This is a genomic window from uncultured Chryseobacterium sp. (assembly GCF_936933875.1).
Taxonomy (GTDB): domain Bacteria; phylum Bacteroidota; class Bacteroidia; order Flavobacteriales; family Weeksellaceae; genus CAKZIK01.
This window is the reverse complement of the sequence record NZ_CAKZIK010000078.1, coordinates 1-21,144: the sequence shown is the minus strand read 5'-3', so window position 1 is coordinate 21,144 and position 21,144 is coordinate 1. Positions and strand designations below refer to the sequence as shown.

Below are 21,144 nucleotides of genomic sequence, written 5' to 3'. Positions count from 1 at the left end.
AGGAAAAGACTATGCCATGATTAAAATTTTCGCATATGATGATTCTAAAGAGCGTCTAGAAAGTCTGAAAGCACTTATTTCTCTAAGTGATGACATGATTTATCTAGGTGATGCAGATTGCTGTGAAAATGTTTTAAAAGAAATGGAAGAACATCTTCCTGATGTAGTTTTGATGGACATTAACATGCCGAAAGTAGACGGAATAGAAGGTCTAAAGCAAATAAAAACACATTTCCCACATATAAAAGTCCTCATTCAAACTGCTTATGATGACAGCGAAAAAATTTTTCTATCAATTTCTAATGGCGCAAGTGGTTATATTCTAAAATCTGACAACCCAAGGAGAATTCTACAAGCAATAGAAGAGGTAAATGAAGGTGGCGCAAGTATGAATCCTGCTATTGCACAGAAAATATTAGAATATTTTCAGCCAAAATCAGTAGAAAAAATCTTAACCCAAAAAGAGAAAGAAGTTCTCAAACTTCTTTCTGATGGTTTAAGTTATAAAATGATTGCAGATAAATTAGGGGTGTCTTATTCTACTGTAAATTCACATATCAAAAACATCTATAATAAACTTCATGTTTCTTCTCTTGGTGAAGCTGTAGCTTGGTATTTTAAAAACATAAGAGGAGTATAGAAAATATCTTCATAGAATTATAATCCCTACAATTAGGGATTTTTTTGTGTTTGGGATTTTTGAAATTTTGAAGAAAAATTCTTAAAAATTAAAAAACTTTAAATTAATAAATTATGAAAACAAAAATCTTAAAAAACCTTCTATGTATTGTTTTACTCGGAATTAGTTTTATTGGTTTTTCACAAACTAATAATTCTGGACTTAGACTTTCCATTCGTGCTGGATATGATATCCCAGCTTTTGGAAACAACACGCCTTATATTGACTATAAAGGTGGTTTGGAAGCTGGAGCTTCTCTAGATTACTATTGGAATTGGATTGGTATCGGTGCTGATTTCGATTATATTAATAATAAACCGCAAAGCACTTATCCTACTACTAATCTAATGATTGGTTCTACACCTCTGACCAATTTTACTCTTACAGAAAATAAAATTACCAGAATGTTCTACGGAATAGGTCCTAGTTTTAGATTTCTAAAAAAACCAACTTCAGATTTTGAATTTAAATTAAGAGGTGGATTATCTACTATAAAAGGAGGTAAAACAGAATTGTATGGTGTGGTTCCTCCTGCTACTTTATTAAATTTCCATGCTGGTTATGATTTAAAAAATTCTCTCGCCGCAAAAGCTTCATTACAGTTTAATAAATTTTTCTCTAATAATTGGGGATTCCATTTAGGAGCCTATTATTTACAGCATTTTGACGGAACAGAATTGGTAGATGCTACACAGGGTATTTCTGCAGGTTATATGCCTTTTACAAATGAACAGGACATGAATTTTGTAAACCCTCAATCTGGTTTAAGTGTAAGAGAAGAAGCTTGTAATTGTGAAATTCATTCTATTGGTGTTTATGCTGGTTTGGTTTACAAATTTGGGGCTAAAGAAAAGAAAGTAGAAGTATGCGAAGTATGTGGTAAAGACCATTATCCTAGATGTTGTAAAACTTGTGGATGCACTATTACCATTACTGCTAAAGATAAATTTACAAATACATTATTAGAAGATACAGATGTGGTTTTATTAGATGATAAAGGTAATGTAGCACAATCTGCCACTACTAATTCTTATGGTGTAGTAGTTTTCAATAATGTGCCTTCAGGAAATTATACTGTAAAAGGTAAATTAAATGATATTAATCTAGAGCAAAGTTCTATTTCTGCAGATGAATTTAAAAACTGCCAAGTAGATGGTAAATCTATCCAAAAAGAAATTCTATTTACAGACGAAAACTTCATTGTAAAAGGAAAAGTAGTGGTTTGTAATACAAATAGTGCTGTAAATGGGGTTTCGGTTGTGTTAAAAAATAATAATTTAGGTGTACAAAAATCTACTAACACTAATGATAAGGGCGAATTTATTTTCCATGCTTTACAAAATGCTAACTATTCTATATATGGCAAAAAATCCAACTATCTTTCTCAAACTGAAATAGTTTCTACTAAAGATTATGACAGAAATAAAACTTTATTTATAAAATTAGAAATCTGTTTAGATCCTGCAGATTGTGGTAAAGCAATAGTTTTGAAAAATATTCATTATGATTTAGATAAATATTTCATAAGAGATGATGCAAAACCAGAACTTAATAGGTTAGTACAATTCATGACAGATAATCCTGGAGTAAGCGTGGAACTTTCATCACATACAGATTCCAGAGCTTCCAATAAATACAATGCAACATTATCTCAAAATCGTGCAAATGCTGCTGTAGATTATATTGTTTCGCAAGGCATTTCCAGAAGCAGATTAACAGGTATTGGTTATGGTGAAACCAGACTTCTAAACAGATGTGCTGATGGTGTTCCTTGTACAGAACCAGAACACCAAATCAACAGAAGAACAGAAGTAAAAGTTATTTGTCCTAAATAAAATTGTAATCAAAGCATTTGGGGAGTTTTATTTCCCAAATGCTTTAATAACTTAAAAAATCATGAATAATAAATCATATGTAAAAAAAATAGTTTATTGCAGTTTCTCTTTTTCATTAATGATTTTAATGTTTCAAAGCTGTAGAAATGAAGCGTGTACTTATACTTCTATACCTTCTTGTACAAATCAGGAAACTGGAGGTTTTATGATTGCTACAAAAGCATCAGATCCAAATGCATCTCCTATCAACCAAGTTGCAACTCTTTATAAAACTTTGCATAATGCTGTAGCTCCTGTTGGAAACAATTGGAATGATCCAACTGCAGCTCCAAACAGAGTACAAGCAATACAACCTTTAGGCTGGGTTTCCAACAAAATTGGCGAAGTCTTCGGTATTGCATTGGATCACAATAACGGAATTTATCTAAGTGCAACAGATGTGTACCATTTTGATTATTTGCAAAATTTTCCTTACAATCCTGGAATAGGAGACGCATCTGGAATTGGTTCTGCAGGAGCAGCAGGAATTTATTACACCAATTACAATACAATAAATACAACTACTTCATTAGTAACTACACTAAATAGTTCTAATGCTAATACAGTTGGAACTAATCAAATTCCTAGCACAGGTTTTTCAACTTCTGTTGGAAACAGCATCGGAAATATTGCTTTTGATTTTGAAAATAATCAGCTTTTTGCAACAAATCTGGAAGACGGAAAAATTTATAGAATTGATCCAACATCAGGAAAAGTTAAGAGTACTTTAGATCCATTTAATTCAGATAGTGGAATGGCTGGCATTTCTCCAGTGGGAGATCAATTATGGGGAATTGGAGTTTATACAAATATGGGTATAACGAAAGTTTATTTTGCTAGAACAACATTACCTCACGTTAGTAATAGTCTTGCTCCAGGTGGTGTAGAAATTTGGTCTGTAGCATTAGATTCAAATGGTGAATTTGTAGCAACTCCTGGTTCCAGCATTGGAAATTTTACAGCAACTATTGCGAGCGGTTTAATAAAAAAAGAAATCTCCTTAACAACGGGAACACAAACAAAAGTAACGGATATCGCTTTCTCAAATTCTGGAAGAATGCTAGTTGCAGAACGTGGAAATGCACATGCATCAGGAATTTTTGAGTTTGTTAACAGTGGTGGAACTTGGTCTTCAGGAAATAATTTTTATTTAGGTGGTGATTTATCATTTTCAAATCCCATTTACTTAAAAGGAAGAAACTCTGCAGGAGGTGTAGATTATAGTGACAGAGAAGTTGGTTCTAGCTTTGTAACAGATGATATTGTTTGGGGAACAGGAAATTATATGCCAACAATATTACTTAATGGTGGATATCCAAATTATGTTTATGGAGCTCAAGGTATGAGTAGCTCTGGAAACAATTCAAATGTTTCTATAAATAAAACCAATGATTTATATATCGATTATAATTGTACAGGTTGGCCTCATCTTTATAATATACCTTCTGGAGGAAAATCATCGGATAAAAATAAAGTTGGAGATATCGAATTTTTTGACCAATGTAGATAGAATTAAATTTTAAAAAAAAAGCTCCGAAATTCGGAGCTTTTCTACTTCAAAACCTTCTCCAATACCTTAATATCACCATCAATCTTCTCATTAATTTTCAATCCCAAAATTTCAGCAACTAAAGGATAAACATTTACGTTTCGGAACTCATCAATTTTTAGATTTTGTTTAAAATTATTTCCCCAAGCGAAAAAAGTAGCTTTCATTTCCGGAGTTGTGAAAGGATTGTAGCCATGTTTTCCGTCAGAAGTGGTTTTGCCTTTTTCAACAAAAACTTTTGGTGCATTTGGAATGAGAAGAATATCTCCGATACGGTTGTACTTGTCATCACGTTTGGCGAAATACAGTTTTCGTTTCAGCCTTTTGTCCAAAATTACTTTGTATTCGGCATTTTTACTTTTCTTCAATTCTTTATATACAGAATTAATTTCTGCCGGATTTTTCACCACAACTCTCAGCAGCGTATTGGAATTATAGATGTCAAATTTTTCTTTGTTTAATAACATTTCCGGAATTTCTATTGGATGTTCATTGTCCACATCCAGCATTCCGTGGTCGGAAACAAAAACAAAGTTGACGTTTTTCAAACCCAAATTCTGAACTTTTTGAACCAGACTTCCAACTGCAGCATCGATCAGCTGCACAGAATTCTTTGTCTTGCCGGATTCAGGCCCGAATTTGTGTCCGTTTCCATCCACTTCCGGGAAATATAGGGTAATAAAGTGCGGTCTTTTGTCCATTGGCAATTTCAACCAGTTCACTACTTTTTCCACTTTTTCATTCGGGCTAAATTTTTCATGATAATGGTAATAATACGACGGTCTCATTCCACCTGCATCACTGGCAGAACCTACCCAATGCATAGACGCCGAAAGCATTCCCTGCTTTTCGGCCAAACTCCAAAGAGGAGTTCCGCCGTACCAACTTCCATCTTCGGCATTTTCCTTACTGCTCATCGCATAAAATTGCTTCCGCTTATAATCGTAGAAAAAATTATCAATCAGTCCGTGATGCGAGGGATAAAGACCGGTAATTAAACTCCAGTGATTTGGAAAGGTAATCGTTGGATAACTTGGAATCATAGCTTTTGCTGCAACGCCGTTCTCTGATAATCTCAGAAGGTTTTGGGCGTTATATTTTTTCGCATAATCGTAACGGAAACCATCTGCAGAAATCATAATGACATAAGGTTTGGTTTGTGCTTCTACCGAATTGTAGCGGTTGGAAATGACAACCTGTACGGTATCGGCTTCTTTTTTCTGAGCAAATACCAGGGTCGTAAAAAGAAGAAATAAGATTTGAAGTATATTTTTCATCACTGAATTTTACACAACAAAATTACAACGATTTAAAAAATCAGAAATTAATATTCTGTTAAATATTCAATAAAAAAAATCCCGGCCAAAACTGACCGGGATTCATATTTAAATTCTTAAAAGAATTAAGCGTTCACGTTATTTTGTCCAACAACGAAAGGCTCAACTTCTTTGATTTCTCCGTACTGTTGCTCGTAGTTTTGGATGTTTTGCTGAAGCGCTGTAAGAACTCTCTTCGCGTGAAGTGGAGCCAAGATTACTCTTGATCTTACGTTTGCTTGCTGAACTCCCGGCATCAATTGGATGAAATCCAATACAAATTCTGATGGAGAGTGGTTTACCAATGCAAGGTTGCAATATACTCCTCCTGCTACCATTTCGTTCAATTGAATGTTGATGTTTCCGTCTTGTGGATTCTGATTGTTGTCCATTTTCTTTTTTTAATTTTGAATTATTAATTTTAAATGATTCTGAACTATGGAAATTGAAATTAATTCAAAATCCATAATTCAAAATTCATAATTATTTAGTTAAGGTCTTCGAATTCTTTCTTAGAACCAACGATGAAGCTTTGGTAATCTTTAAGACCCGTACCTGCAGGAATTCTGTGTCCTACGATAACGTTTTCTTTCAGTCCGTTTAGTTCATCTACTTTTCCAGCTACGGCTGCTTCGTTAAGAACTTTTGTAGTTTCCTGGAACGATGCTGCAGACATGAAGGACTTGGTTTGAAGTGCCGCTCTCGTAATCCCTTGCAATACAGGCATTGCTGTTGCAGGAAGTGCTTCTCTTACTTCTACCAAAGCTTGGTCTTCACGCTTCAGTTTAGAGTTTTCGTCACGAAGTTCTCTTGCGGTAATCATCTGACCTGGCTTGAATTCTTTAGAATCTCCAGCTTCAACAACTACTTTCAGTCCGAATACTCTGTTGTTTTCTTCCAAGAAATCGTACTTGTGTTCAAGCGCTCCTTCCAAGAACTGAGTATCCCCTCCGTCCACGATTTCTACTTTCGTCATCATCTGACGAACGATAATTTCGAAATGCTTGTCGTCGATTTTTACCCCTTGCAAACGGTAAACTTCCTGAATTTCATTCACCAAATATTCCTGAACCGCAGTTGGCCCTTTGATTTTAAGGATATCATCCGGTGTAACAGAACCGTCAGAAAGTGCTCCACCCGCTCTTACGAAGTCGTTCTCCTGTACCAAAATCTGGTTGGATAGCTTCACCAAATATTTTCTGATTTCTCCTGTTTTTGCTTCAACGATCAATTCACGGTTACCTCTCTTGATTTTTCCGTAAGAAACTACACCGTCGATTTCTGTAACAACCGCTGGGTTAGAAGGATTTCTTGCTTCGAACAATTCGGTAACTCTTGGAAGACCTCCGGTGATATCCCCCGCTTTTGCAGATTTTCTTGGGATTTTAATCAAGACTTTACCAGCCTTAATTTTTTCACCATCGTTAACCATCAAGTGGGCTCCAACAGGAAGGTTGTATGCTTTCTGCTCAACACCTTTGGAATCTACAACTTTAAGGGTAGGAACCGCTTTTTTGTTTCTTGATTCTGAAATTACTTTCTCTTCGAAACCTGTCTGTTCGTCGATTTCCAATTGGAATGAAATACCTTGGATGATATCTTCATACTCAACTTTACCTGCAGTTTCCGCAATGATTACCGCGTTATAAGGATCCCATTTCGCAATAAGATCTCCTTTTTTCACTTTATCACCCGGTTTTACAGAAAGGATGGAACCGTAAGGAACGTTCGCAACCATAAGCGGAGTTCTGGATTCATTATCTGCAACCAAACGGAATTCAGTTGAACGAGACACCAAAACCTCAGCTTTGTTACCGTTTTCGTCTTCAGAAGTAATGGTTCTTACTTCGTCCATTTCTACGATACCGTCTCTTCTTGCAACGATAGAAGGATTTTCTGAAATGTTTCCTGCAGTACCCCCTTGGTGGAAAGTTCTAAGTGTTAACTGAGTTCCTGGTTCACCAATAGACTGTGCTGCGATTACACCTACAGCTTCTCCCATGTGAATCATCTTACCTGTTGCCAAGTTACGTCCGTAACATTTTGCACAGATACCTTTCTTCGCTTCACAAGTAAGCGGAGAACGTACTTCTACAAATTCAATTCCTGATTCTTCAATTCTCTTCGCCAATGCTTCGTTAATCAACTCATCAGCGTTTACAATTAATTCATCAGTTTCCGGGTCGTATACGTTATGAAGAGAAACTCTACCTAAGATTCTTTCAGAGATTTTCTCAACAATTTCGTCGTTTTTCTTCAATGCAGAAACTTCAGTACCTCTCAAAGTTCCACAGTCGTCTTCAGTAATGATAACGTCCTGTGCCACGTCTACCAATCTTCTGGTCAAATAACCAGCATCAGCAGTTTTAAGAGCGGTATCCGCAAGTCCTTTACGAGCACCGTGAGTAGAGATAAAGTACTCCAAGATGGAAAGACCTTCTTTAAAGTTTGCAACAATTGGGTTTTCGATAATTTCAGCACCTGTAGAACCTGCTTTTTGTGGTTTTGCCATCAAACCTCTCATCCCTGAAAGCTGACGAATCTGCTCTTTAGAACCCCTTGCTCCGGAATCAAGCATCATATAAACAGAGTTGAATCCACCTTGGTCGGTTTTCATTCTGCTCATAATCATTTCTGTTAATCCCGCGTTGGTATTTGTCCAAACGTCGATTACCTGGTTATATCTTTCGGTGTCTGTAATAAGACCCATGTTATAGTTTGCCTTGATTTCATCCACATTTTCAACAGCCTGAGCAATCATTTGCTTTTTCTCAGCAGGGATTACGATATCACCAAGCGAGAATGAAAGACCACCTTTGAATGCGTTAGAATATCCAAGGTTTTTCATATCATCCAAGAACTTCACAGTAGTAGGGAAATCTGTATCAGCCAAAATTCTACCGATAACGTTTCTCAAAGATTTCTTCGTCAACAATTCGTTGATGTATCCTACTTCTTTCGGTACAATTTGGTTGAAAAGAATTCTACCAACAGTTGTTTCAATCAGTTTGGTTTCAAGCTGTCCTTCTTCGTTTTTCACAGGAAGTTTACATCTTACTTTTGCATTCAGGGAAACTTTTCCTTCTGCATAAGCGATTTCTGCTTCTTCCGGAGAATAGAACGCCAAACCTTCTCCTTTCACTTTGTGATCTTCTGTTGAAGACGCTTCTTTAGTCATGAAATAAAGACCAAGTACCATGTCCTGCGAAGGTACGGTGATTGGAGAACCGTTTGCAGGGTTCAAGATATTTTGAGAACCTAACATCAACAACTGAGCTTCCAAAATTGCTTCAGGTCCCAAAGGCAAGTGAACCGCCATCTGGTCACCATCGAAGTCGGCGTTGAAGGCCGTTGTTACCAATGGATGAAGTTGAATTGCTTTTCCTTCGATCATTTTTGGTTGGAACGCCTGAATACCCAATCTGTGCAAAGTAGGTGCCCTGTTCAGAAGAACCGGGTGTCCTTTCATCACGTTTTCAAGGATATCATAAACAACAGGTTCTTTTCTGTCGATGATTCTTTTTGCTGATTTTACGGTTTTTACAATACCTCTTTCAATCAGTTTTCTGATGATGAACGGTTTGTACAATTCTGCAGCCATATCTTTCGGGATACCGCACTCGTGAAGTTGCAAGTTTGGACCAACAACAATTACCGAACGCGCTGAATAATCTACCCTTTTACCCAAAAGGTTCTGACGGAAACGACCTTGCTTACCTTTCAATGAATCTGAAAGAGATTTCAAAGGTCTGTTTGATTCAGATTTTACGGCTGAAGATTTTCTTGTATTATCGAAAAGTGAGTCAACTGACTCCTGAAGCATACGCTTCTCGTTTCTCAAGATTACTTCAGGAGCTTTTATTTCCAAAAGTCTCTTCAAACGGTTGTTTCTGATGATTACCCTTCTGTAGAGGTCGTTCAAATCGGAAGTTGCGAAACGTCCACCATCCAACGGAACCAATGGTCTCAATTCTGGTGGAATAACAGGAAGAACTCTCATAATCATCCATTCCGGACGGTTGATCATTCTTGTGTTTGCACCTCTTAATGCTTCAACAACGTTAAGACGCTTCAACGCTTCTGTTCTTCTTTGTTTTGAACCTTCGTTGTGTGCTTTGTGTCTCAAATCGAAAGACAAGGCATCAAGGTCGATTCTCTTCAACAATTCTTCAACAGCTTCTGCACCCATTTTCGCGATGAATTTATTAGGGTCAGAATCGTCAAGATACTGGTTTTCAACTGGAAGGGTTTCCAATACGTCCAAATATTCTTCTTCTGTAAGGAATTCCATTTCGTCGAAATCGGAACCGTCTGCTTTTTTCGCGATACCTTGCTGGATAACTACATATCTTTCATAGTAGATAATCATATCCAACTTTTTGGAAGGCAATCCCAAAAGGTAACCGATTTTGTTCGGCAATGAACGGAAATACCAAATATGCGCGATTGGAACTACCAAGTTGATGTGCCCGATTCTTTCACGACGCACTTTCTTTTCAGTAACTTCCACACCACAACGGTCACAAACGATACCCTTATAACGGATTCTTTTGTATTTACCACAAGCACATTCGTAATCCTTCACAGGACCGAAGATTTTTTCACAGAACAAACCGTCTCTTTCCGGCTTGTGCGTTCTGTAGTTGATGGTTTCAGGTTTTAGAACTTCACCACGAGACTCCTGCAGGATAGATTCCGGCGAAGCCAAACCAATGGTGATTTTTGTAAATCTGCTTGATTTATTTTTATTTGACATTTTTGAAATTTTAGATTTAGTTAAAATCTGGTTAATAATTTTTCTATATAAACTTAAAAATTGTATAGGTTATAATTAACTTGCAAATATGGCATACCTATAGCAGAAGTGCCATAAGCAGAAAAATTATGTTCTTTTTCAATATAGTAAGTTCCTATCAAAAAATTAAATTTTTTATATGTGTAACCCAAACCTAAGTGATACGCATCGAAAGTAAAATCATTTAGTGTTGATGCTGATAAAATTGGATTGCCATTTTCATCGGTTTCAAAGATTTTTTCTTCTTTATATTTTGAATTATTATTCATGAACGAATATCCAAATAAAGCAAATAATTTTTGTTTACCTATAAAAAATGGATATTTTAAACTCACATGAGTATCAAATATAAGGCTGTTAATCATTTTTGCATCAGTTTGAGAATAATATAATTCATCGTATCTAACTGATTGTCCTAACCCTATCTTAATTTTTTTTAGTATTTCATAATTAATCTCAATAAGCAAAGATGTTCCGTTTAATTGATTATCTCTATCATATGTAACATTTTGACTATATTGTGTACTATTACTATCGAAATTAAATGGTGTCATTCTATATTCCAAACCCATATTCAAGTCAAATTTTTTTTTCCCATCTACATTTTGTGATTGAAAATACGATAGGGAATATAGGTACATTAGAAAAATTAATATTCTTTTCATTAGTATGGGTAAGTTAAATTTTTAGATCCATAACTCAATCTGTATTTAATTCCCTCATTTTCAATAAAGGATTGAGGAACGTTATGCCCTATGAATGAACGATAATCATATGGAGGATCGGCAGATCTATATAAAATATTAACACTTGTTCCTTTATAATTAAAAGTTACTGATCTATTACCTGTTGGCCAATTATCATATTCATAGATTAAACTATTTAGTGCATAATCGTCCTGAAAGACAGGAGTATAAAATTGTGCATTTGGATTTTCAGTAAAAATATAACCCAAAGTTCTATTTACAGAAAACATCTGTTGATCTCTTACTTGTTTTCTGCTTGGAGTCCAAAATTGATATTGCGTAAAATAATTCCAACTAGCTAGATTTATTCCTCCTACATAACCTCCTGCAATCATATTACCATCGAACGTAATTTCGGAACGCCCGCCAATCCAACTTTCCTTATGTTGCTTAATTGCCATGTCAAGCATATTAAAGTAAGGGTTATAAGATGACATTTGTGTACTTGTTGCAACTTCAGGGTTAATAAAACTTTCTTCTTGTAATCCTACAATAATTACAGCTTTTCCTGCTTCAGCAAAGTCTTCAGCCATCTCTTCAGTAATTAAATGCTCATAAGAAACAAATTCACCATCTTCATTTAGAATTACCCCCTCAAAAGAAACTTGTTCAGAGATTTCTTCTTTTTCAAATATATAGATATTTTCAGGTTCCATTTGACTGGTAATACCCTTTGCTAGAGATTTATCCAATAAATAATCAAAAGGTATATAAAAAGAAATTTCATAATTATGCCCGTCCAAACCATTGAATGCATCTTCAATTTCATTAAATTTATCTTCTGTTCGTTTAGTTAAATTTTTATCATTTTTTCTAATTTCAGAAAAAATTTCGCTTAACAAAATCACATTTTTTGTGCCCTTTCTTTTAGTATCAAATGCAATATTTTTGATATCTATTTTATGCTGAGTAATTTCCAAAAGCGCCTGTTTTAAATAATATTCCTTATAGACTAATTGTTCGGACTTGCTTGCATTTTTAATATATTCTTTATCTGAAAGGTTAATTTCCTTCTTGGTAACATTTTGAAAATCATCTCTATTACATGAAATAATTAGAACCAAGAAAGGTAACATACATAAAATTGAATATTTCATAATTAATTAACTAAATATTTAAAATTATTCCTCAAGTCTTACATCAAGACCAAGACCTTGTAATTCATGAAGCAATACGTTGAAAGATTCAGGAATTCCAGGTTCAGGCATTGCTTCACCTTTAGCGATTGCTTCGTAAGTTTTCGCTCTACCAATCACGTCATCCGACTTCACTGTCAGGATTTCTCTCAAGATGTTAGACGCTCCGAATGCTTCAAGAGCCCAAACCTCCATCTCTCCAAAACGCTGTCCACCAAACTGCGCTTTACCTCCAAGAGGCTGCTGCGTAATTAATGAATAAGGTCCGATAGAACGTGCGTGCATTTTATCATCAACCATGTGACCCAACTTCAACATATAAATTACACCAACAGTTGCAGGTTGTGTAAATCTTTCTCCGGTACCACCGTCGTATAGATAAGTGTTTCCGAATTTAGGAAGACCTGCCTGTTCAGTATATTCAGTAATTTGATCAAGGTTTGCACCGTCGAAGATTGGCGTAGCGAACTTCATACCCAGTTTTTTACCAGCCCAACCCAAAACAGTTTCGTAAATCTGTCCGATGTTCATACGGGAAGGTACACCAAGTGGGTTCAATACAATGTCAACTGGAGTTCCGTCTTCCAGGAATGGCATATCTTCTTCACGTACGATACGTGATACGATACCTTTGTTACCGTGACGGCCTGCCATTTTATCTCCCACATTCAGTTTACGTTTCTTAGCGATGTAAACTTTAGCCAACTTCATAATCCCTGCAGGAAGTTCATCTCCGATGGATATTGCAAATTTCTCGCGGTTTTTAACACCTGAAAGATCGTTGAACTTGATTTTGTAGTTGTGAATCAACTGTTTGATTAATTCATTTTTGTCCGCATCAACAGTCCAGTCTGCACCGCTTACGTTAACATAATCTTCAACACTCTGAAGCAATTTAGTAGTGAATTTCACACCTTTGCCGATAATTTCTTCTTCAAGGTCGTTTTTCACACCCTGTGAAGTTTTACCGTTTACAAGAGTTCCTAATTTTTCAAGAAGGGTATTTCTTAAATCATCAAATTTCGCTTTGTAGCTGTTTTCGATTTCTTCAAGTTTGATTTTCTCTTCGGTTCTCTTCTTTTTATCCTTAATATTTCTTGAGAATAGTTTTTTGTTGATCACAACGCCTCTCAATGAAGAATCTGCTTTCAAAGAAGCATCCTTCACATCACCAGCTTTATCACCAAAGATTGCTCTCAATAGTTTTTCTTCCGGAGTTGGATCAGATTCACCTTTCGGTGTAATCTTACCTATCATGATATCGCCAGGCTTAATTTCAGCACCAATTCTTACCATACCGTTTTCGTCAAGGTCTTTAGTAGCCTCTTCAGAAACGTTCGGAATATCAGAAGTTAATTCTTCCATACCCAATTTTGTATCACGAACTTCCAAAGAATATTCATCCACGTGGATTGAAGTAAACCAGTCTTCACGTACAACTTTTTCGTTAATTACAATTGCATCCTCAAAGTTGTATCCTTTCCAAGGCATGAAGGCAACGGTAAGGTTTCTACCCAATGCCAATTCTCCGTCTTCAGTTGCATAACCGTCGCAAAGAACCTGTCCTTCTACCACTTTATCTCCTACTCTTACGTTTGGTCTCAAAGTAATTGTAGTAGATTGGTTGGTTTTTCTGAATTTGGTAAGGTTGTATGTCTTCACCGCAGAATCGAATGAAATTAAATCTTCATCTTCGCTTCTTTCGTATTTAATGGTGATTTTATCAGCATCAACGTATTCTACAACACCGTTTCCTTCTGCATTGATTAAGATTCTTGAATCTTTTGCAACCTGCTGTTCCAACCCAGTTCCAACAATTGGAGCCTGAGGTTTCAACAATGGTACAGCCTGACGCATCATGTTCGATCCCATCAAAGCACGGTTTGCATCATCATGCTCCAAGAACGGAATCAAAGATGCAGAAATACCGGAAATCTGGTTCGGTGCAACATCGATCAAATCAACCTGTTGTGGTTCAACAACCGGATAATCACCATCCAAACGAGCAATAATTCTGTCTGTAGCGAAAGTTCCGTCGTCGTTCAACTCAACGTTTGCCTGTGCGATTACTTTTTCTTCTTCGTCTTCAGCATTTAAGAAAACTGCAGAAGTTTTAAGGTCTACTTTACCGTTATCAACTTTTCTGTACGGAGTTTCAATGAAACCTAAACTGTTGATTTTAGCGTAGATACCCAAAGATGAAATCAAACCGATGTTGGGTCCTTCCGGAGTTTCAATCGGACAAATTCTTCCGTAGTGTGTATGGTGAACGTCTCGAACCTCGAAACCTGCTCTTTCTCTCGATAAACCACCAGGTCCTAAAGCAGAAAGACGACGCTTGTGCGTGATTTCTGAAAGCGGATTGGTTTGGTCCATGAACTGAGAAAGCTGGTTGGTACCAAAGAACGAGTTAATTACTGATGTTAAAGTTTTTGCGTTAACAAGGTCAACCGGAGTAAAGATTTCGTTATCACGAACGTTCATTCTCTCGCGGATGGTTCTTGCAATTCTAGAAAGACCTACTCCGAACTGACCTGCTAATTGCTCACCAACAGTTTTAATACGTCTGTTAGAAAGGTGATCGATATCATCTACTTCAGCTTTAGAATTTACCAACTCGATCAAGTGTCTTACAATCGCGATGATATCTTCTTTTGTTAAAACTTCGGTAGTTTCAGGGATGTTAAGACCTAATTTTTTGTTTAGCCTGTAACGTCCTACTTCTCCTAATGAATAACGCTGCTCTGAGAAGAACAATTTCTCGATAATTCCTCTTGCAGTTTCCTCATCTGGTGGATCAGCATTTCTCAACTGACGGTAGATGTATTCTACAGCTTCTTTTTCAGAATTTGTAGGGTCTTTTTGAAGTGTATTCTGGATGATAGAGAATTCGTTTGAATTTTCTTTATGAATCAAAATTGATTTCACTCCTGCATCCAAAATAAGATCAAGGTGTTCTTTTTCAAGAATTGTTTCACGATCAAGGATGATTTCATTTCTTTCGATAGAAACTACCTCTCCTGTATCTTCGTCCACGAAATCTTCGAACCAAGTGTTCAAAACTCTCGCAGCCAAAGTTCTTCCTTCAACTTTTTTCAAAGCTGCTTTAGAAACTTTCACTTCTTCTGCAAGGTCAAAAATCTGAAGGATATCTTTATCAGATTCGTAACCGATAGCTCTCAATAAAGTTGTAAGAGGTAATTTTTTCTTACGGTCGATGTACGCATACATCACATTGTTGATATCGGTTGTAAATTCCATCCATGATCCTTTGAAAGGGATAATTCTGGAATAGTACAATTTAGTACCGTTTGCGTGGTAAGTTTGTCCGAAGAATACACCCGGAGACCTGTGCAACTGTGTTACAATTACACGTTCTGCACCGTTGATGATAAACGAACCACTTGGAGTCATGTAAGGAACAGGTCCCAAATACACATCCTGGATTACCGTTTGGAAATCTTCGTGTTCCGGGTCTGTACAATACAATTTAAGTCTCGCTTTTAACGGAACTGAATAGGTAAGACCTCTCTCAACACACTCGTCAATAGAATAACGTGGAGAATCTACCAAATAATCCAAGAACTCCAGTACGAACTGGTTTCTGGAATCCGTAATAGGGAAATTTTCTTGGAAAGTTTTGTACAATCCTTCGTTCACCCTTTGTTCCGGAAGCGTCTCGAGTTGGAAAAACTCTTTAAAAGACTGCAATTGGATATCAAGGAAATTCGGAGTTTCAATTCTTCCTTTCGAAGAAGAGAAATTAATCCTTTTTTCCTGAGCCTTTGCAACTGCTTTTGATTTACTCATAAAAATTAAGATAAATGAGGGTTAAAAAATATTTTGATTTATTTAAAAAATATTAAATGGCTGGATGTTGGGTGAAGGATGCAGGGTGTAAGGTTAGAATAAAAGAAGATGCAGAAAACTTTTGGCGCTGTTGTCTTTTGGCTTCTTTTCGCTGCGATTTTTTAGAATAATCAGCAACTCTCAAACGCTCCCCCTCACAAACTCTCCCACATGTACCATCTAACTGCAACGCCGGTATATCTTTTCACGGAGTAGTGCAAAATATTTTTCTTGAATTTTTGCTTTGGGCGATAAAAGGACATAGATCCCTAAAACACGAAACCCCTTCCGGATCTACCGAAAGAGTTGAATTTCAATATTTTACTGATTTACAAACAATTATTAGCGCCAAAACGAGTGCAAATATACGCATTTTTAAGTAGTTACACAAATAAAACCTATTTTGAAAACTTTGATTTTGTTTATCTTTTTTGTTAAAGTTTTAATTAAAAAATAAAAAAAAGCCGCCTCAATATTGAGACGGCTTCTTCATTATAAAATGTTATTTTAGGGTTCCCAAAACGACCATTTGCTGCCATTATAAACAGCAAGGCGTTTTGCAGTTGCTTTATTAACATAAACCATCATACCCGGCGAAGGGCTTGGGATATTGTTAACATCCGAAACCTGGGGTAAAACCATTGCTTTTGTATTTGATTCTAAAACCAAAACCCCATCGTTCACGGCAGAAGAATTTGCGCCAATAATGGTTTTAGCTGTTACAGCTTCTGAGACCTGAGCCGTTGTTGGCTGGCTGGATAAAACAGTTGTTATGTTTGCGCCTTGCCCACTAAGATCTACCCAACCACCGTTATAATATTTCACTCTCGCATCTGAGGAATTAGAAGCATCTAAAACGATAGCACCTTGTGTTGGGCTACTTGCTAAAGTCCGAACATAAGGAAGAATCAAGCCTTTGTTATTGGTATTTGCAAACTCCAACAAAACCGACGTTTTATTGCTTGCAGTTCCTATATTATCTCCAATAATTACTTGAGAAAACAGTGTCCCCGAAAATACTACTGTTATTATGATTAATAAATTTTTCATTTTTAATGATATTTAATGTTAAAATAGGATTCAAGAAGCATCCTTATTATGCAGATGCTTCTTTCCCACTAATTATTACGGACAAGCGGGTTTGTTGAAACATTTCCAAGCACCGTCTGAGTAAATTTTTAAACATTTGCTGAAGGTATCGTAAACCATCATCCCTTCAACAGGATTTGTAATTTTTGTAATATAATTAGCTGCCGTAGATTGTGCAGGGTCAGATGTCATTCTTGTAATAACGAAACCTTTGGTATTGGATTCTAAAACGGTGTACGCCGAATTTCTAATCATCGGCCAGTTTCCGTTGTCGGTGCCAGCTCTTTGCAACAAGGTAATACCGTGTACCACTGGGACTCCAGCATTTGTTGTATTTGGATTATTATAACACGGAAGGGTTACTAATACAGCATTATTGTTCTTAATATTATTACAAGAACCTCCTAATCCATTATTAGCACATTCAGATTGAGCGCTTGTTGGAAGCGTATTAATATTGGGATCCGTAGCATCAGGATCTGTAACATCATTGGTACGCAGAATTGCTGCTTCTACAAATTGATTTCCTGCTGTTGCAGTATTACTCACCGTTACTGTAATAACGTATGTAATTTCACAACCATTTGGGAGGTTAAGAGACGAAGAATAGGTATTTGTACCTGCATTATAACTCAATGCCACACTTTCGCTTCCGCATCCATTTGCAATAAACTGAATATTTTGAGGCGACAAACCACTCGGAATTTTAAAGGTAAAAGGAGCGCCCGTTACATCACTTGGACCCCCATTTTTCACTTTCACCGTATAGGCTACTGCTTCACCTAGATGAAGGTTTGTTTGATCAGGAGTTATTGAAGAAACCATTAAATCTGCACTTTTCACTACAACACTTGCTGTTACTGATGTTTCTTGACCTTTAATAAATGTCCACGTATCAATAGCTCGCATATCTCCAAATTGCCCAGAAGTCCCGGATCCTCCAACTCCCCAGATATGACCATTTGTATTACTGCTAAGTCCCGTGCTATTTGCAGGTGGCAAATGGCTGTTGTTTTTAGGATTTGGATTAGAACCATTTGACGCATTTGGGATATTACTATCATTCCAATAAACAATATCTGAAACAACTTGATTCAAATTGGCATAATTCAATAATTCTACAATGGTTCCAAATCTATTGTATTCCATATCCATATAAGGGAAATGCACTTCTGCACCTTGTAATCTGATGGTAATTGTAACCGGAAACGTGCCTACTGGGGATGCGTTATTAGCACCATCTTTGCTATCCCAATAAATTTGATTTAATCCTGCTGAAGAAGCTCCTGTGAGTACACGGGTTACAAAACTTGGGTTTGCAGGAGTTCCCGTAATTGAGATGGTGTAATTGCCTTGCACATCTGCATTGAATTTAATATAACCCCCTTTATTACTCACCTGCCCCGGAGTACCTTCAACCCCGGTTAAGGTTACATTACTAACATGCGGTGTCACCACGGTGTTTTTCAACCATGTTGTATTACCAGGAACTGCACCAACAGACGAAGCAGGCAAATCTGAGCTTGGCAAAGTATAAAACATTTTGTGAGTAATGTTTTGGTTAGTATCTGCATTGTTTGGGTTTTGCACTTTGCCCGCCAAATCTGATGCTGAGGAACTCGGCAAACTCTGATAAATAGGGAGCTGAGTATTGGCATCCAAAAAACCATTGTTATTTACAAAAAAAGTAAAGTAAAAACCATTATTTCCATTATTGCTCACCCGGTAGGTATAGCCATCTTTGGTAAGAGTGTATAATTTCCCATAAAAGCCACTAGAGTTAGCTTGCCCTATTCCGTTAGTTAAATTTAGAACATTAGTATAAACCCTTCCAGGAATAAATGCGGTATTGCCGGGGTTAATTACTGAAACGTCCCAAGCCATAATACCTGCATCACCAATACTTTGAGTCCAATTATCATTTGCATTAAAAGTATTTTGGGGATCATTTGTTGCTCTTGCTACAAATTCTACCCTATAAATTCCATCACCTCCATTAGGTACTAAATAATAGATAGGTGTATAACTATTCCCACCAGTTTGTCCAGATAATTGCGGGCCTGCTAATTCTGCCGTACGATTAGTTATTACTCCAGCAGAAGTATTATCAACTACTAGAGTTCCATTTGGAGAATACAATCTTATTTTGGCATTTCCCCCAGTATTTTGTGCACTAGAAGCCATTGTAATCCTTTCACCAGCTTTGGCATAAACATAATGAAATCCTTGGTTTGCAAAAGGCCAGCTAACCGTAGTTGCGTTGCTGGATCGAAGATAGGCTCGTACACCTGTAGCGCCAGATGGATAAAGATCTTTGGATCCATCGGCAAACAGAGAATTGCTGCAGAGGATGGCGGCAAAAATCATCATTACGCGAAATAAACGTAGAGATTCTTGACATGAGTATATTATTAATTTCATGAATTTGTTTGTTTTGTTAATATTTTGTATTAAAAAAATGAAAACTATAAAAAAGTAAATTGTTTGTATATAATTTCATTTAGAAATAATTTTTATATTAACAAGTAGGTGGCGGTCTGGAAAACAAAAATTGGGATAACTCTTCTGTTCTCTCAAAATCTACTGTATAAATATTCATTAAATAGGTGAACACATGAATATTACTTGCAATAACATAATAAGCAACGATATTCTTTGAAAAAAAAGTAAGAGAAATTACCGAGTTTTTAGTATTGGTAAAAGTAGCTGTATTAAAAAAATCTTCTAATTTGGTACTTTTAAAAACAAATCTGGGCGCAGGACTTTTCGGGAGATTTTTAATTTGATTTTTAGATTCTTCCTTGGAAACGGGTATCTGTTTCTTGATCTTAACCGTTCGAACTTCTTTAGCAATTTTACCATCCAAAGAATCATTTATCTTTACAACTTTTGAGTTAGTTGCCTCTCCTATTTCAATTACAATAGAAGCACCCGAAACATAAATTATAGGTTGTTGGTCTTGCTGCGGCTCATTAATCTCTAATGCAGTCGCATTAAAAAATGAAGATATGCAAAGAAGAGGCAATAAAATCAATTTCAAAAACAAGGAATTAAATTTCCAATTTTGGATTATTGATTTTGTTGCTCTAAAGAATAATTTTTCTTTCAAGCTTGTGTTTGTGTTTTTTTCAAATCATTTCTTAAAGAAATAATTTTCATCAAAGGTAATAAACACAAAGGATATTCTACACAAGAAATTCTAAAATATGTTCTATTTTACAACAAAAAGGGTGAAAACACCCTTTTTAAGATTTCAAAAACTCTCAATTCACAATAAATTATTCATTATAAAATCAGTTTTATTTTATAATAATTAATAAATAATTAATTATTGAAAAAAAATTAATAATCATAACACTAACTTATTGATAATTTAATTTTAACTAAACTAACAAAATTTGATTTATCATAATAAATTTGTTAATTTTTGTTAATTAAATTATACAGAAATATAAAACAATGCCATTTTATTCTTCATTTACATACATTCTAATTAGTAAAAAAATCTATTTTAAAAAAAAATCAGCCTGTCGAAGGTCATTTTTAAATTAAATATTTTTAATTCACTCAATCTCTTTATTAAACAGACATGATATCTTGTTCTTTATCCTCTACTAACTGATCTATTTCTTTAATAGAATTATCAGTAGCTTTTTGAACGTCATCAGTTTGGCTTCGTAAGTCATCTTCAGTAATGTCACCCTTTTTTTCTTGCTTTTTAAGGTGGTCATTAATGTCACGGCGAATATTTCTGATTGAAACCTTAGCATCTTCACCAATTTTCTTAACGTTTTTAACTAGTTCTTTACGTCTTTCTTCTGTTAATGCAGGAACTGAAATTCGAATAACCTCACCGTCACTAGTTGGATTAACACCTAAGTTTGCGGCGATGATTGCTTTCTCAATATCATCAACTGAAGTTTTGTCATATGGTGAAATGACTAATAAACGCGCTTCAGGAACATTGATACTTGCTAATTGTTGTACTGGAGTTGGTGCACCATAGTAATCAACAGTTACACCATTTAATAAGTTTGAATTAGCACGACCAGCACTAATATTAGCTAATTCACGTGATAAGTTGTCGATAGATTTTTGCATTCTAGCTTTA

Annotated in this window: 13 protein-coding genes; 3 read left to right on the top strand and 10 right to left on the bottom strand. The window is 35.8% G+C overall.

Features of this window, described 5'->3' with window-relative positions:
• The first annotated feature begins 16 nt into the window (after window positions 1–16).
• The 3 genes from Q0252_RS10945 to Q0252_RS10935 all read left to right on the top strand — a co-directional run bounded on the left by Q0252_RS10945 (window position 17) and on the right by Q0252_RS10935 (window position 4,063).
• Window positions 17–640 carry a response regulator transcription factor gene (locus tag Q0252_RS10945; protein WP_297986215.1) on the top strand — a complete coding sequence of 208 codons (624 nt, stop codon included), beginning with the start codon at window positions 17–19 and terminating at the stop codon, window positions 638–640.
• A 113-nt stretch (window positions 641–753) separates the two neighbouring features.
• Complete coding sequence (locus Q0252_RS10940) at window positions 754–2,514, top strand: OmpA family protein (protein ID WP_297986214.1); 1,761 nt, start codon at window positions 754–756, stop codon at window positions 2,512–2,514.
• Window positions 2,515–2,575: 61 nt separating this feature from the next.
• Entirely contained in the window at window positions 2,576–4,063 is a 1,488-nt protein-coding gene (locus Q0252_RS10935; protein ID WP_297986213.1) for a hypothetical protein, read from the top strand.
• Between the two features lie 41 nt (window positions 4,064–4,104).
• On the opposite strand, the gene Q0252_RS10930 is transcribed toward Q0252_RS10935, so the two are convergent.
• The 10 genes from Q0252_RS10930 to frr all read right to left on the bottom strand — a co-directional run.
• A complete protein-coding gene (locus Q0252_RS10930; protein WP_297986212.1) occupies window positions 4,105–5,379 on the bottom strand; it encodes an ectonucleotide pyrophosphatase/phosphodiesterase in 1,275 nt (424 codons plus the stop codon).
• A gap of 125 nt (window positions 5,380–5,504) precedes the next feature.
• Window positions 5,505–5,810 (bottom strand): DUF3467 domain-containing protein, encoded by a 306-nt coding sequence (locus Q0252_RS10925; RefSeq protein ID WP_297986211.1) that lies wholly within the window; start codon window positions 5,808–5,810, stop codon window positions 5,505–5,507.
• Between the two features lie 95 nt (window positions 5,811–5,905).
• Entirely contained in the window at window positions 5,906–10,174 is a 4,269-nt protein-coding gene (gene rpoC, locus Q0252_RS10920) for a DNA-directed RNA polymerase subunit beta' (RefSeq protein ID WP_297986210.1), read from the bottom strand.
• A 53-nt stretch (window positions 10,175–10,227) separates the two neighbouring features.
• Window positions 10,228–10,878, bottom strand: coding sequence for a hypothetical protein (locus tag Q0252_RS10915; protein WP_297986209.1), 651 nt, complete (start codon window positions 10,876–10,878; stop codon window positions 10,228–10,230).
• Window positions 10,878–12,056 carry a hypothetical protein gene (locus Q0252_RS10910; RefSeq protein ID WP_297986208.1) on the bottom strand — a complete coding sequence of 393 codons (1,179 nt, stop codon included), beginning with the start codon at window positions 12,054–12,056 and terminating at the stop codon, window positions 10,878–10,880. Before Q0252_RS10910 ends, Q0252_RS10915 begins: the two co-directional genes overlap by 1 nt.
• Before the next feature lie 24 nt (window positions 12,057–12,080).
• Complete coding sequence (rpoB, locus tag Q0252_RS10905; protein ID WP_297986207.1) at window positions 12,081–15,905, bottom strand: DNA-directed RNA polymerase subunit beta; 3,825 nt, start codon at window positions 15,903–15,905, stop codon at window positions 12,081–12,083.
• Between the two features lie 546 nt (window positions 15,906–16,451).
• Window positions 16,452–16,994 (bottom strand): hypothetical protein, encoded by a 543-nt coding sequence (locus Q0252_RS10900; RefSeq protein WP_297986206.1) that lies wholly within the window; start codon window positions 16,992–16,994, stop codon window positions 16,452–16,454.
• 75 nt (window positions 16,995–17,069) lie between these two features.
• Window positions 17,070–19,454, bottom strand: a complete 2,385-nt coding sequence (locus tag Q0252_RS10895) for a hypothetical protein (RefSeq protein WP_297986205.1) — start codon at window positions 19,452–19,454, stop codon at window positions 17,070–17,072.
• 97 nt (window positions 19,455–19,551) lie between these two features.
• A complete protein-coding gene (locus Q0252_RS10890; RefSeq protein WP_297986204.1) occupies window positions 19,552–20,073 on the bottom strand; it encodes a hypothetical protein in 522 nt (173 codons plus the stop codon).
• A 539-nt stretch (window positions 20,074–20,612) separates the two neighbouring features.
• Window positions 20,613–21,144: ribosome recycling factor (gene frr / locus Q0252_RS10885; protein ID WP_367174839.1), on the bottom strand; the 532-nt coding region annotated here is incomplete at its 5' end.

What these genes read in the sequence shown, in the direction of transcription:
- Q0252_RS10940 (WP_297986214.1), top strand. Translation starts at nt 754, where the DNA reads ATGAAAACAAAAATCTTAAAAAACCTTCTATGTATTGTTTTACTCGGA.
- Q0252_RS10935 (WP_297986213.1), top strand. Translation starts at nt 2,576, where the DNA reads ATGAATAATAAATCATATGTAAAAAAAATAGTTTATTGCAGTTTCTCT.
- Q0252_RS10945 (WP_297986215.1), top strand. Translation starts at nt 17, where the DNA reads ATGATTAAAATTTTCGCATATGATGATTCTAAAGAGCGTCTAGAAAGT.
- rpoB (WP_297986207.1), bottom strand. Translation starts at nt 15,905, where the DNA reads ATGAGTAAATCAAAAGCAGTTGCAAAGGCTCAGGAAAAAAGGATTAAT.
- Q0252_RS10930 (WP_297986212.1), bottom strand. Translation starts at nt 5,379, where the DNA reads ATGAAAAATATACTTCAAATCTTATTTCTTCTTTTTACGACCCTGGTA.
- Q0252_RS10900 (WP_297986206.1), bottom strand. Translation starts at nt 16,994, where the DNA reads ATGAAAAATTTATTAATCATAATAACAGTAGTATTTTCGGGGACACTG.
- Q0252_RS10925 (WP_297986211.1), bottom strand. Translation starts at nt 5,810, where the DNA reads ATGGACAACAATCAGAATCCACAAGACGGAAACATCAACATTCAATTG.
- rpoC (WP_297986210.1), bottom strand. Translation starts at nt 10,174, where the DNA reads ATGTCAAATAAAAATAAATCAAGCAGATTTACAAAAATCACCATTGGT.
- Q0252_RS10910 (WP_297986208.1), bottom strand. Translation starts at nt 12,056, where the DNA reads ATGAAATATTCAATTTTATGTATGTTACCTTTCTTGGTTCTAATTATT.
- Q0252_RS10895 (WP_297986205.1), bottom strand. Translation starts at nt 19,454, where the DNA reads ATGAAATTAATAATATACTCATGTCAAGAATCTCTACGTTTATTTCGC.
- Q0252_RS10915 (WP_297986209.1), bottom strand. Translation starts at nt 10,878, where the DNA reads ATGAAAAGAATATTAATTTTTCTAATGTACCTATATTCCCTATCGTAT.